This is a genomic window from Vibrio sp. Of7-15 (genome assembly GCF_022347565.1).
Taxonomy (GTDB): Bacteria; Pseudomonadota; Gammaproteobacteria; order Enterobacterales; family Vibrionaceae; genus NORP241.
Window position 1 is genome coordinate 21,654 of the sequence record NZ_JAKRGH010000029.1, and the last position, 13,196, is coordinate 34,849.

The window sequence follows — 13,196 nt, forward strand, 5'->3', positions numbered from 1 at the left end:
ATCCTTTTAAATCAATACTAAATCGTCTCGATGAATGGCAACAGGCCCATATTCATAACCTAATACCTGGTGAATATCTTGGCTGTGTTTACCTAACACTTTCGTCAGGTCTTGACTTGAATAACGAGACAAACCTCTTGCGATAAGGGTACCTTTCTTATCACAAATTCGAGCCACTTCACCGCGATGGAATTCCCCTTTCACAGAGATAATGCCTTTAGATAACAAGCTGCTACCTCGCTCTTGCACTGCAGCCACAGCACCATCATCAATAATAACGTCGCCCGCAGGTGGAGGCCCGGCTAAAATCCAACGCTTACGGCTCTCTAATGGTGATTCTAAAGGTAAGAAACGCGTTCCTTGAGGTTGAGACTCTACAGCCTCCAGAATCACATTATGGCTACTGCCTGCAGCAATGATCACTTCAATGCCCGCACGGCGCGCGACGTCTGCCGCCTGAAGTTTTGTTGCCATACCACCCGTACCTAACGTGGTACCGCTACCGCCAGCGATTTTTCGTAACGTTTCATCAATGGTATGAACTTCACGGATAAGCTCTGCATTTGGGTCTTTACGTGGGTCAGCGCTAAATAAGCCAGGCTGATCGGTCAAGAGCAATAACTTATCGGCTCCGGCAAGAATACCAACTAAGGCAGATAAATTATCATTATCACCGACTTTGATCTCAGTCGTTGCCACGGCATCATTTTCATTTACAACAGGCACAATATTATTATCAAGTAGAGCTTTTAACATATCGCGAGCATTTAAGTAGCGTTCGCGATCATCAAGATCAGCTCGCGTTAGTAGCATTTGTCCTACATGGATACCATAAATATTAAACAGGCTTTCCCACGCCTGAATCAGACAGCTTTGCCCCACTGCAGCCAGCATTTGTTTGCTCGCCATGGTGTTGGGCAATTCGGGGTAGTTAAGGTGTTCACGGCCAGCTGCTATCGCTCCAGAAGTAACAACGATAACTTGATGTCCTTGTTTCTTTAGTTCTGCACATTGACGAACCAATTCAACCATATGTGCTCTGTCTAGCTGTAAAGTGCCGCCAGTCAGAACACTTGTCCCTAACTTAACCACAATCGTCTGGCTTTTCTCACTTGCCACCGATTGTTCTGCTTCTTTTATATTTGCCATGAATTAACTTAACTTTGAAGTAATAACGGTATGTCTTTTTTTTATCAATCTAAGCGCAAAATCACAAGAAAAAAGGCATCATTAGACGCCTTTTATTATTAATTTCGTATAAAACAGCTATTTTACTCAAGAATGGTTTCTTGTAAGTCTTGATGTGCCATGACTGATAAAGAAAAATCAGTGGTCAGTAATGTAGTGAGCTTGGCATAAAAACTATTTAATGTGCTCACCACTTCTTCTTGATGCTTTGTGGGAACAGCCTCAGAAACCCATTCACCTGACTCATCATAGCGCCCAAAGTGATACACATACAAAAAGCCGTCTTCATGAGAAGTAAGCTCTAACCACCAGCCCCAAAACTCCCGCTCTTCTGGTGATTTTTTCGCGTCAACACAAACAGATAAGCTATCAAAAAAGTACTTACCTTCACTTGATTTCTTATTTCTTAAATATGGCCCAATTGCAGCAAAACGAGTCAATAAACGGTTGTGTGATGGTGCTACTGTTGTCGTTGTCATAATTGGTCTCCCATCCGTAGTGACTTTCTATTTTTTAACAACTTAACAACAAAAAGCCAAGAAAAAGTAACGTTTAAATTTTCTCTTTCTAACCTAGCTCATTTTTTATCCATTTAATCGCACTGACTAAAGATTTGTGATAACCATCGTATAAAGGCTTCGATGGAATGATCATCGCTTTACCGCTTTGGCTGTACATGGCTACCAAATTGTTATCTGACACTGACGATATTGGATCCCCTTCCAAACCTAAGGCTAAAATTGGAACCGATGTTCGACGCCCTACTAAAAAGCCCTGCATCTTCAACGACCACGCTTGCATTTGTGTCGTCATGCTTCGTACATCCACCGTTTTTTTCCCCAGCCGTGAAGCAATAGTATCCAAGTACATTTTGGGCATGGTTGCCAATCGAGAAGGATCGGACAAGATACTATGAACTGGCGCGCCAAGAGCAACACAAGCCTTAATCTTATTAGGTTCAAGAAAAGACAACCGAACCGCAGCGTGCCCGCCTAAGCGAAAGCCAAGTAACGACACTTTATGATGATCGACCCACGGTACATTAGGTAACTCATCCAAAATCGCTTGATGTAAACAACTTGAATCTTCCGTCAGTGACCAATGTAAACTGTGTCCTAACGACGGCATATCTAGAGTTAACATGGCGAAATTTTCAGGCACTAGGTAATCTTGAAATAAACGCCACATGTCTGATTGCAATGTATCCAACCCCGCACTGACCATAACAACCGGGAGAGGGTTCTGAGTATGAGGTAGATGTAAAAAAGCCTTAATGGTTTTTCCTTTATAAGGCACTTCAATGGTTTTTACAGTGTACGAAGAGTGTTGGTTCGCTTCTTGATATGCTTTGTTCGCCAACACTTGTGCCTGAACTGCCAATGAGTCCCCTTTTAAGTGCGGGTAGCCTGCAATACTGTAATACAAGCTGGCCATGTATAGCGCATGGGCTGCTTTTTCTCCCTCTAGCTCTTTGGCTCTTTTTTGATGCTGCATACCTGCTGCCGTCCACTCATAAGCCCAGTTCCCCGGTCGATAACCAATCACAGTATCCAGTAATGCTGATGAACTGCGATGATGGGAAGAGTGTGCCATATTCGCTAAGATCTCTTCCATCTCGATTGGGTCGACACCTTGCCAGATCCATTGCGTACGACGAAGAACCCGATACCAAGAACTGTTGTCTTCATCAAGCTGGCCACAACCTCCATCTGCACGAGGAGGGCTAGACATATAGTGAACTAACGTCGAGGTTTCTTTAGCCTGCTTATGGCTTTTAAACAGAGTGATTGAAAGGTTTTGCTCTTGAGATTCCGTCATGTTTGGCTCCAATGCTCAACGTTAAGTCCATTATACCAATCGAATTTGGTAAATGACCTCTTAATCTGTTTACAAAGATACCAAGTATGGCTTTATGACAATTAGGTGAGAGTCAAAGAGTTTAGAAATAACCTTAAAAAATAAATGGCCCAAATTAGGGCCATTTATTCAAAGGTTCTGCAAGATAATAAACTTATTTTGCTTTATGTACTGGGTCAACAAATGTCACTGCCATATCCCATGGTTGTTCAATCCATGTGTCTTGAGGGATATCGACAACATAATCATCAACTAGGTGTTTGCCAGCAGGCTTTGCACATACCGTAACAAATTTTCCTTTCGGATACATTTCACGGATCTTCTCAGCAGTCCCGCCTGTATCAACCAAATCATCAACAATCAAGAAGCCTTCGCCGTCACCCTCAGCCGCTTTAACGACACTCAGTTCATGCTGATGATCATGATCGTAACTGACAATGCACACTGTATCTACGTAACGAATACCCAATTCACGAGCCAGAATTGCAGCAGGAACCAAACCACCACGACTCACCGCAATAATACCTTTCCACTGCTCAGCAGGAAGTTGACGCTCCGCAAGCTGGCGCGTGTACATTTGAATATTATCCCAAGTGATTACAAACTTATTACTCATATTCTGACAAACCTCTAAAGCATTGAATGCTCTACTATAAATTAAACCATGAAAACAAACTTTAAGATAAACAGAGCAGCAAGAATCCATACGCTGATGTGTACATCACGGCCTTTACCACTGAACAATTTAATTGCAGCAAAAGAAATAAAACCAAGCGCAATGCCATGCGCAATAGAGAACGTGAGTGGCATTAACAAACAAACCACAACAACAGGAGCTGCTTCTGTTAAATCACGCCAATCAATATTAACGAGACCAGACATCATCAAAATAGCAACGTAGAAAAGCGCACCTGCTGTCGCATAAGCTGGGACCATTCCTGCTAATGGCGAGAAGAATAGAGCAAGTAAGAATAAAAAGCCAACCACAACTGCTGTTAAGCCCGTACGACCACCAGCAGACACACCTGAAACACTTTCAATGTACGACGTTGTACTTGAAGTACCTAACACAGCACCGACTGATGTCGCCGTACTATCCGCAAGTAGTGCGCGGTTCAAACGCGGTATTTTGCCATCTTTACCCATCAAATCGGCACGCTGTGCAACACCGACCAATGTACCTGCAGTATCAAAAAGATCGACAAAAAGGAATGCAAAAACAACGGATAACAAACCAACTTCAAGTGCACCAGAAAAATCCAACTGCATAAAAGTAGGCGCTAGACTTGGTGGCGTAGAAACAATGCCCGCGTATTGGATATCACCAAAAATCAAACCGAGTACCGTAACAGCTAAGATGGCAATCATTACAGCGGCTTTATAACCACGGTGAACTAACGCAATAGTTAGAAAAAAGCCCAGTGCAGCCATCACTGCTGGAAACTGAGTAATATCACCCATTGATACTAACGTCGCAGGGTTATCAACCACAATGCCTGAGTTTTTCAATGCGATCAAAGCTAGGAATAAACCAATACCTGCCGAAATACCAGTACGAAGGGCAAGTGGGATCGCGTTGATGATCAACTCTCTGATCTTAAAAATACTCAGTAAAATAAACAGGACACCCGACATAAAGACTGCAGCTAATGCAACTTGCCATGTATGCCCCATCCCTAATACGACCGTATATGTAAAAAAGGCATTGAGCCCCATGCCTGGAGCTTGAGCAATTGGGTAGTTGGCAACAAAACCCATAATGAAACAGCCAATTGCTGCTGCTAAACACGTTGCAACAAAAACAGCTCCTCTGTCCATGCCAGCATCAGCCAAAATCGCAGGGTTAACAAAAATGATGTAAGCCATGGTTAAGAAGGTCGTAACCCCGGCAATAAATTCAGTACGAAAGTCAGTATTATTGGCTTTCAGTTGAAATAACTTTTCAAGCATTGTTCTCGGTTCCTAGAGAAATAGATGAGGTGGCTTCAACACAATTAAACGATTGCGTAATCGTTTACGGCGGCAAGTATAAGGATTACAAAATGTAAATTCCAGTAAATTAGCGCTGGTTATATCAATAAACCTATTCACCAACTATTTTTGAACCTTTAGAGTCAAGCTTCTAAATCACTAATGATTAGATAACAGTAAGTTAGGACTATTTTTAAATTAAATTCAGTGTGTATAAAACAAACAACCAAAAAATATTCAACCAAATGCAGGTAAGATTATTGTGAACTTAGATGTAGAAAACAGAGGCTGGACAATGTAATCGAATACATGTCAGGTAAAAGATAAAAAAACGCCACTCAATGGTGAGTGGCGGCAGAATATAGATAACCCAAATGGTTATAAAAGAATTCTAATCATAGGGGGTGAACAAATCATTGTTCAGAAACACAACTAAAGCTGTCTTTCGAAATTAGTAACCGAAGCAAGTTGGGTAACGGAAATCTGAAGTATAAACAGAGCGTACATTCCAAAACTTCGCAGAAATTAAACCTTTCATAGATATCACCTTCTAAATCAATTGTCTTTTTGGTTGAACATAATGTTCAGTTGATCTCAGTTCCTTGGAGGCGAATTACGGACTCATCCTTTGAGCATTTCATTCTTCTCTTGAAGATGTGGTCACTATACCACCAAGAAATAAAATTACAACATTTTTTTGAACCACATCACATATAGGTGAGTTATGAGATATCAATCACTATTATTCCGTAATTTTATTTCAATCAATAAGCATAAAGTATGAGCCACTGCGCAGGCGTTTTTATAAACAACCATGTTAAGATGAGGTTAAGTCTTATACAAAAGACATTAACATGCGATTTATGAACTAATAAAAAAGAATAACTAAGGATAGACCATGACGTTGTTACAGCTTAGAGCCTTGTCAATCAGTAAACGTTTATATTTGCTAACGTTTGTTGTGACACTACTGACCCTAATCCCCCTTTTTCTGGTGATGAATGATTTTAAGATTGGCTTAATGGAAGAGAAACGTTTAAAAACCAAGAATCTGGTTGAAACTGCTCACACACTCCTCGCCCATTACCACTCTTTAGAAACATCAAACGCTTTATCCAAAGAAGAAGCACAACTGCAAGCCAAAAATGCAATTAAAGCCCTACGCTATGAAGGCCAAGATTATTTTTGGATCAACAACTCTAAGCCGGACATGATCATGCACCCCATCAAACCTCAACTTGATGGGACACACCTTGGTGAAATAAAAGACAAAGCGGGTAACTTCTTATTTAGCGACATGGCCAAAGTGGTTCAACAACAAGGCCGTGGGTTTGTGAATTATTTTTGGGCCAAACCTGGACACGAAGATCCCGTTGCTAAGATCTCGTATGTGATTGGCTTTCAGCCTTGGGACTGGATCGTCGGCTCAGGGATCTATGTTGATGATGTAGAAAAGATCTACCAACAAGAAGTCAAACAAATTGCCTTTATACTGAGTATTTGTTTGATCATCATGCTGACCATCGCTTGGGCATTAGGCCGCACTATCGTCAAACCAAGTGAAGAAGCGCTGCTTGCAATGGAAGACATCGCCCAAGGGGATGGCGATTTAACCCACCGCCTTTCTCAAAAAGGCAATGACGAGCTCAGTAAAATATCCACCGCCTTTAATACCTTTGCCAGTAAACTCGCCGATATGATCCGAGAAATGACACCAGTAAGTGCGCATATCAGCGCGGCAGCTACACAGTTAAATGGCGTCGCTTCAGAAACCGCAGAAAGCGCAAACCAACAGCATCATGGTGTCGATAGTGTAGCAGCAGCCATGAATCAGCTTTTAGCCAGTAACCAAGAAGTTGCCTCTTCAGCCCAACAAGCAGCTATCGCAGCAGAAGAAGCCAATAACAAAAGTCAGCAAGGCATGATTGTCGTAAAACAAGCCTCTAATGAAATGGCGTCACTGTCTAGTTTATTAGAAGAAACAGCAAAAGGGGCTGACGCACTGGCCGCCGATTCACAAACCATTGGCTCTGTATTAGATGTGATTCGGGGTATTGCTGAACAAACCAATTTATTAGCCCTAAATGCAGCCATCGAAGCGGCACGGGCTGGCGAACAAGGACGTGGATTTGCTGTTGTTGCTGATGAAGTGCGAACCTTAGCCACACGAACACAAACCAGCACCGATGAAATCGAGCAAATTATTCGTAGCTTACAATCCAAAGCCAAAGACGTAACTGGGGCTATTGTTCAAACAAGAGAGCAATCCGCCAACACAGCACAACACGCTCAACAAGCTGGCGTGGTGCTCGATGAAATCGGAGAGCAAGTCAACCTCATTACCTCTTTAAACCATCAAATTGCCGAGGCATGCTCTCAACAAACCGATGCAACTGGTGAAATAAATCAAAACTTAAATCACCTCACCGAGCACAGCCATAACTCCATTTTACAAGGTGAGCAAATTGCCGCAGCTAGTGAGCAACTGCTTACAAGTGGCCAACGGCTACAACAATTGATCTCCCACTTCAAAGTTTAAGGCGCTTTTTATCCACACAGCAGCAACGTGGTAGTGATACTTTAATAACATAATTTGCCTCTGCAACATTGCAGGGGCTTTTTTCATAAACACAATTTCTTCATAGTCACATTTACAATAATTCCTCACTCAAAAAACGCTTTTCTCTATTCCTCTATCCTACTTGAGTGGTATGCTTCAGAAAGACGAGTTATCGTAATAGATCTCATAAGAAAATATGTTAATGAAGCAAACATTATCCTGTTTCATAACATTTCTTTAGTTTTTTAAAGGAGAAATCCGTGTCTGAAATCAGTCAACTATCACCACAGCCTGTATGGCAGTTCTTTGATAAAATCTGTTCAATCCCTCACCCATCAAAGCATGAAGAAGCGCTTGCTCAGTACATCATTGAGTGGGCTCAGTCTGAAGGGCTAGCGGTTCGTCGTGATGAAATCGGTAACGTATTCATTAAGAAACCCGCGACAGCAGGCATGGAAAACCGTAAAGGTGTGGTATTACAAGCCCACATCGACATGGTTCCACAGAAAAACGAAGACACTGTTCACGACTTCACAAAAGATCCTATTCAACCTTACATTGATGGCGACTGGGTAACAGCTAAAGGTACGACACTAGGTGCGGATAACGGCATGGGCATGGCTTCATGTTTAGCTGTATTAGCCTCAAAAAACATCAAACATGGTCCTTTAGAAGTACTATTAACCATCGATGAAGAAGCGGGCATGACAGGTGCATTTGGCCTTGAAGCCGGCTGGTTAGAAGGTGATATTCTTCTGAATACCGATTCTGAGCAACACGGTGAAATTTACATGGGTTGTGCTGGCGGTGTAGACGGTGCTATCACACTAGACATTACACGTGAAGCAATTCCAGCGGGTTACGTAACGCGCAAAATCATCTTAAAAGGGTTGAAAGGTGGCCACTCGGGTTGTGATATTCACACTGGTCGTGGTAATGCCAACAAACTACTTGGTCGTTTCCTATATGGCCATGCCACTGAACTGGATCTGCGTTTAGTTGAATTCTGCGGTGGTAGCCTACGTAACGCCATTCCTCGCGAAGCATTTGCTGTAGTCGCTGTGCCTGCTGAAAATGCAGATAAGCTTGCCGAGCTATTCAGCTTCTACAATACGCTATTAAGTGAAGAGCTGGGCCGCATAGAAACAGACGTGGTAACTTTCACTGAAGAAATTACGACAGATGCTCAAGTCTTTGCAAGTGCGCCTCAAGCTACCTTCTTAGCGACTCTGAATGCGTGCCCGAATGGTGTGATCCGCATGAGTGATGACATTGAAGGTGTCGTGGAAACTTCACTGAACGTTGGAGTGATCACAACAGCTGAAAACAGCGTTGAGATCTTATGCTTAATCCGTTCGTTAATGGATTCAGGCCGCTCAATGGTTGAAGGCATGCTGTCTTCGGTTGCAGAGCTTGCTGGTGCTTCATGTGAATTTTCGGGTGCATACCCTGGCTGGAAACCAGATGCAGATTCTGAAATCATGCATGTATTCCGTGATGTTTACGAAGGCATTTATGGCAATAAACCAAACATCATGGTCATCCATGCTGGTCTTGAGTGTGGCCTGTTTAAAAAGCCATACCCAAACATGGATATGATCTCTTTTGGTCCAACCATCAAATTCCCTCATTCTCCTGATGAGAAGGTCGAAATTAAAACCGTTGAACTATTCTGGCAGCAAATGCAGGCGATTTTAGAAAACATCCCTGAAAAAGCATAACCAGAAGTACGACTGATATCGATAAATAACAAGGCCAGTGAATACCATTCCACTGGCCTTTTTCTATAAAGCTAAAGAGAGCTGTTGAGCTTTATCTTTATTTTCCAACATCACATTTAACCCAAGCAGTCGAATTTCTCTGCCTTTTTGTCTGCACAGGATATCTTTTAATAATGGCTTAAATTGCTCTAAATCCAGACAAGGTTGAATATGTTCAATGGTGGTGAGCTGAAAATCATCAAATTTCAGCTTTATTCCCTGCTTGGCAATTTTTTTTTCAGGGGACGCTTTTAATAAACGTTTCTCTAACTCTGGGTACAAACGCTCTTTAATGATCTGCCAACACTCATCAAAACTGCTTATATTTTGGCTAAAAGTTCTTTCAACACCGACCGATTTTCTTACTCGCTCTACCACTATTTTACGCTCATCAATACCCTGTGAACGGTTCCACAACATGGCCCCAAGCTTACCAAATTCAACAATAAGCTCCCGCTGAGTACGCTGTTGTACATCTCTACACGTGTACAAATTTGCACTATGTAATTTTTGAATCGTGACCTTGCCAACGCCTGGAATTTTCTCAAGAGGCAACTCTGAAATTATCGATGCTACATCTTGTGGCGGAATAACAAATTGACCATTTGGCTTATTCAAATCCGAAGCAATTTTGGCTAAAAACTTTAAAGGCGCAATACCTGCCGAAGCGGTTAAATTCAATTCATTCCAAATATCAGCTCGAATGCTTTCTGCAATCAAAGTCGCAGATCCTCTATGTAATAAGCAGTTACTTACATCCAGATACGCTTCATCTAAGGAAAGGGGCTCAATAATAGAAGTATACCGCTGAAAAATTTGCCGAATATGCTGTGAAACTTCTTTATACACACTCATTCGTCCAGGAACGACGTGTAAAGTAGGACACAATTGCAGTGCTTTTGCTGTCGACATCGCTGAACGAACGCCATATTTACGAGCTAAATAATTACAAGTTGAAATAACGCCTCGCTGAGATTCTCGGCCCCCAACAGCAAGTGGAATATCTCTCCATTGCGGATTATCTCTCATCTCCACTGCCGCAAAAAAACAATCCATATCTATGTGAATAATTTTCTGCACACCTAATTCCAACCACTGTTTATTTAACCAGTAACCACAACATAATAGCAATGGATTATTTTAAAATCAAAACTTGCACTTATATAAAATACGAACAAATATTATAGAGATTGGTACAACGGAGGTTCAATTTCTTCCGGCTGATATTGTAGTTCGCCATTAAGGAGTTGTAGGTGGCAGAGAAGGTACTTGTTGTCGAAGACAGCCGAACAATCAGACATTTACTTGAATCACAACTAACCCGAGATGGGTTTGAGCCTGTATTAACAACATGCATAAGTGAAGCAAAAGAATACCTTTCTCAAGGAATGGATTTCCTCTGTGCTATCTTAGATTATTGCCTGCCCGATGGCCAAGATGGAGAGATAATTGACTTGGTTCTCTCCCATAAAATTAAGTCCATTGTTCTAACTGCACACATGGAAGACGATATTCGTCAACAAGTCTTGGACAAAGGTGTCATTGATTATATCCCTAAAGATAGCCCTGCCTCCGTCGCGTATATTAGTCCGTTATTAAAACGCCTCAGCGCTAATAAAAAACACACGGTCTTAGTTGTCGATGACTCCCTGACGATTCGTAATTACCTATCATCTCTTCTTACACAGCAATACCTCAATGTCGTTACAGCAAATGATGGCTTACAGGGGCTGGCTGAGCTAGAACGCCATAACATTACTATGGTGATTACCGATCATGACATGCCGAATATGGATGGCATTTCTATGATTCGGGAAATTCGTCGCCATCAAAACAGAAACCAACTCGTTATTTTAGGCGTTTCTGGAACCTGTGATGACAGCCTAACAGCTCGATTTTTAAAAGCAGGGGCTAACGATTACGTGAAAAAGCCATTCAACCAGGAAGAGTTTTATTGCCGTATTCATCATATGTTGAATATGAAAGACACAGGCGACAAGCTCTATGCTTTGGCACATCGAGACTCATTAACAGGTCTGTGGAACCGCCATCACTTTTTCGATTTTGCCACGAAAAAAGCACAAAGCATACGTCACTGTTACGCCATGTTAGATATTGATTTTTTTAAACAGGTCAATGATACCTATGGTCACGATGGGGGTGATACGGTATTACAAGAAATGGGAAAGTTACTTAAAGATTTTTTTCCTAAAGACTTAGTCGCTCGACTCGGTGGAGAGGAGTTTGTCATTCAAAGTGAAATGCCATTGAACAACTTCACTGAACAACTTGAGAGAATGCGCGAAAAATTAGAAAACCACTCCATCATTCACGGCAGTGATCAAATTTGTGTCACTATCAGTATCGGTGTTACTGAAGGGGTTGGCTGTATCGAGCACTTACTAAAAAAAGCGGACCAAAACCTGTATACGGCCAAAAACAGTGGCCGAAATCAATGCATGGTAGCTTAAATTCACGATTGATTTCTAACAGCCTATAAAAAAGGAGCGTATAGCCAACTATATGCTCCTCTTTATACTCACATACCAGCGCCAATAAGCATCCCGCTCACTTCACCTGATACTCAAACATATTAGACAATACGATCTTTCTTCCATTGTTCTTGTCTTGCTTCGCGTGCCTCTCGTTTTAAACGAGCATCACATGGCTCTGGGCAGTTGCATTCTTTTTCAATGCCTACTGCACCTAAACCACCACAGCTCCCTTTCACAACTTTACGTTGGAAAATATACCCCACTGCCATTGCCGCAATCACTAATAGGAAAGCAGCAAAAGTAACTAAAAAAGTAGTCATCTTAGCTCCTATTTTTCAAATAAGGTTTAAAGGCTTCAGAAGCGATTTCATCGTAGCCATCTGCCGTTTTTACAACCATAAACACTGCAATGTCTTCTTTATTCGCTAACTCTAACGCTTTCTCAGAACCCAATACCATCATACCAGTTGATAGACCATCGGCAGTCATCGAAGTCGGTGCAATGACCGTAACAGAAACCACTTTATGCTTAATTGGCTGGCCAGTTTGCGGGTTAATGATGTGTGAATAACGAACACCATCTCTTTCAAAATAGTTTCGATAATCTCCAGAAGTCGCTACCGCCATATCGCCTGGTTCAACAATTTCCTGAATGCTCCGTTCATTATCAACGGGCTTTTCAATGGCGATACGCCACGCTATGTCGTCTTTATTTTTGCCCTTCAAGCGTAGCTCACCACCGATTTCAACAAGGTAGTCTTGAACCCCAATACTATCGAGATAATCTGCAACTTTATCAACACCCCATCCTTTTGCAATGGTAGATAAATCAACATACAACTCAGGAATGTCTTTGATCAACTTATTGCCATCTAAGCTAAGGTGCTCAATCCCAATAACAGAACGACGAGCAGCAAGCTCTGCTTCTGTAGGAACAACTTCTGGTCTCCCTTCAGGACCAAAGCCCCATAAATTAACCAAAGGCCCAACAGTCACATCCAAAGCACCACTTGTTAATTGATTTAAACGAATAGATTCTTTAACCACCGCAGCGGTATCGGCTGATACTTCAAAGCCATCTGAACCTTGATATTGATTAAATTGACTAAGCTCAGAATGTTTACGGTAAGTCGACATTTGATCATTCACTAATTCAAGCACACGATCTATCTCTGCCTGAATAGCAACTTGCTCAGGTAAACCATCCTGCTTAATCAACTTAACGGAATAATAGGTGCCCATAGTAGAGCCAGTAAGATGCACTTGTTCACGAGAAGCACCACATGCCGTAACAGCAAGTAATAAAACAGATGTAACAACAAGGCGCTTAATATTTTGGGTTAGGTGACAAAAAAACAGCTTCAT

General features: G+C 41.9%; 11 protein-coding genes. 3 read left to right on the forward strand and 8 right to left on the reverse strand.

Annotation, left to right across the window (positions count from 1 at the left end; all coding sequences use genetic code 11):
- Positions 1-6: 6 nt before the first annotated feature.
- From proB to MHO82_RS21685, 5 genes are all read right to left on the reverse strand, one after another.
- Complete coding sequence (gene proB / locus MHO82_RS21665) at positions 7-1,149, reverse strand: glutamate 5-kinase (protein WP_239187774.1); 1,143 nt, start codon at positions 1,147-1,149, stop codon at positions 7-9.
- A 122-nt stretch (positions 1,150-1,271) separates the two neighbouring features.
- A complete protein-coding gene (crl, locus tag MHO82_RS21670; protein ID WP_239187777.1) occupies positions 1,272-1,667 on the reverse strand; it encodes a sigma factor-binding protein Crl in 396 nt (131 codons plus the stop codon).
- Between the two features lie 88 nt (positions 1,668-1,755).
- Complete coding sequence (gene frsA / locus MHO82_RS21675) at positions 1,756-3,006, reverse strand: esterase FrsA (RefSeq protein WP_239187780.1); 1,251 nt, start codon at positions 3,004-3,006, stop codon at positions 1,756-1,758.
- Positions 3,007-3,199: 193 nt separating this feature from the next.
- Positions 3,200-3,661, reverse strand: coding sequence for a xanthine phosphoribosyltransferase (gene gpt, locus MHO82_RS21680; RefSeq protein ID WP_239187783.1), 462 nt, complete (start codon positions 3,659-3,661; stop codon positions 3,200-3,202).
- A gap of 41 nt (positions 3,662-3,702) precedes the next feature.
- Complete coding sequence (locus tag MHO82_RS21685) at positions 3,703-4,995, reverse strand: NCS2 family permease (protein WP_239187786.1); 1,293 nt, start codon at positions 4,993-4,995, stop codon at positions 3,703-3,705.
- Between the two features lie 919 nt (positions 4,996-5,914).
- Between MHO82_RS21685 and MHO82_RS21690 the strand changes: the two genes are divergently transcribed.
- A complete protein-coding gene (locus MHO82_RS21690) occupies positions 5,915-7,555 on the forward strand; it encodes a methyl-accepting chemotaxis protein (RefSeq protein WP_239187789.1) in 1,641 nt (546 codons plus the stop codon).
- Between the two features lie 281 nt (positions 7,556-7,836).
- Positions 7,837-9,297, forward strand: coding sequence for an aminoacyl-histidine dipeptidase (locus tag MHO82_RS21695; RefSeq protein ID WP_239187791.1), 1,461 nt, complete (start codon positions 7,837-7,839; stop codon positions 9,295-9,297).
- Positions 9,298-9,360: 63 nt separating this feature from the next.
- Here MHO82_RS21695 and dinB read toward each other — a convergent pair whose 3' ends face one another.
- Positions 9,361-10,428: a DNA polymerase IV gene (dinB, locus tag MHO82_RS21700; protein ID WP_275440729.1), complete on the reverse strand. Its 1,068-nt coding sequence runs from the start codon at positions 10,426-10,428 to the stop codon at positions 9,361-9,363.
- Positions 10,429-10,589: 161 nt separating this feature from the next.
- On the opposite strand from dinB, the gene MHO82_RS21705 reads away from it, so the two are divergent.
- Positions 10,590-11,807, forward strand: a complete 1,218-nt coding sequence (locus tag MHO82_RS21705) for a response regulator (protein ID WP_239187793.1) — start codon at positions 10,590-10,592, stop codon at positions 11,805-11,807.
- A gap of 122 nt (positions 11,808-11,929) precedes the next feature.
- Here the strand turns inward: MHO82_RS21705 and nqrM are convergent, their stop codons facing one another.
- Both nqrM and MHO82_RS21715 read right to left on the reverse strand, forming a co-directional pair.
- Positions 11,930-12,151 carry a (Na+)-NQR maturation NqrM gene (gene nqrM / locus MHO82_RS21710; RefSeq protein WP_239187795.1) on the reverse strand — a complete coding sequence of 74 codons (222 nt, stop codon included), beginning with the start codon at positions 12,149-12,151 and terminating at the stop codon, positions 11,930-11,932.
- Position 12,152: 1 nt separating this feature from the next.
- Positions 12,153-13,196: an FAD:protein FMN transferase gene (locus MHO82_RS21715; RefSeq protein ID WP_239187797.1), complete on the reverse strand. Its 1,044-nt coding sequence runs from the start codon at positions 13,194-13,196 to the stop codon at positions 12,153-12,155.

What these genes read in the sequence shown, in the direction of transcription:
- proB (WP_239187774.1), bottom strand. Translation starts at nt 1,149, where the DNA reads ATGGCAAATATAAAAGAAGCAGAACAATCGGTGGCAAGTGAGAAAAGC.
- crl (WP_239187777.1), bottom strand. Translation starts at nt 1,667, where the DNA reads ATGACAACGACAACAGTAGCACCATCACACAACCGTTTATTGACTCGT.
- frsA (WP_239187780.1), bottom strand. Translation starts at nt 3,006, where the DNA reads ATGACGGAATCTCAAGAGCAAAACCTTTCAATCACTCTGTTTAAAAGC.
- gpt (WP_239187783.1), bottom strand. Translation starts at nt 3,661, where the DNA reads ATGAGTAATAAGTTTGTAATCACTTGGGATAATATTCAAATGTACACG.
- MHO82_RS21685 (WP_239187786.1), bottom strand. Translation starts at nt 4,995, where the DNA reads ATGCTTGAAAAGTTATTTCAACTGAAAGCCAATAATACTGACTTTCGT.
- MHO82_RS21690 (WP_239187789.1), top strand. Translation starts at nt 5,915, where the DNA reads ATGACGTTGTTACAGCTTAGAGCCTTGTCAATCAGTAAACGTTTATAT.
- nqrM (WP_239187795.1), bottom strand. Translation starts at nt 12,151, where the DNA reads ATGACTACTTTTTTAGTTACTTTTGCTGCTTTCCTATTAGTGATTGCG.
- MHO82_RS21715 (WP_239187797.1), bottom strand. Translation starts at nt 13,196, where the DNA reads ATGAAGCTGTTTTTTTGTCACCTAACCCAAAATATTAAGCGCCTTGTT.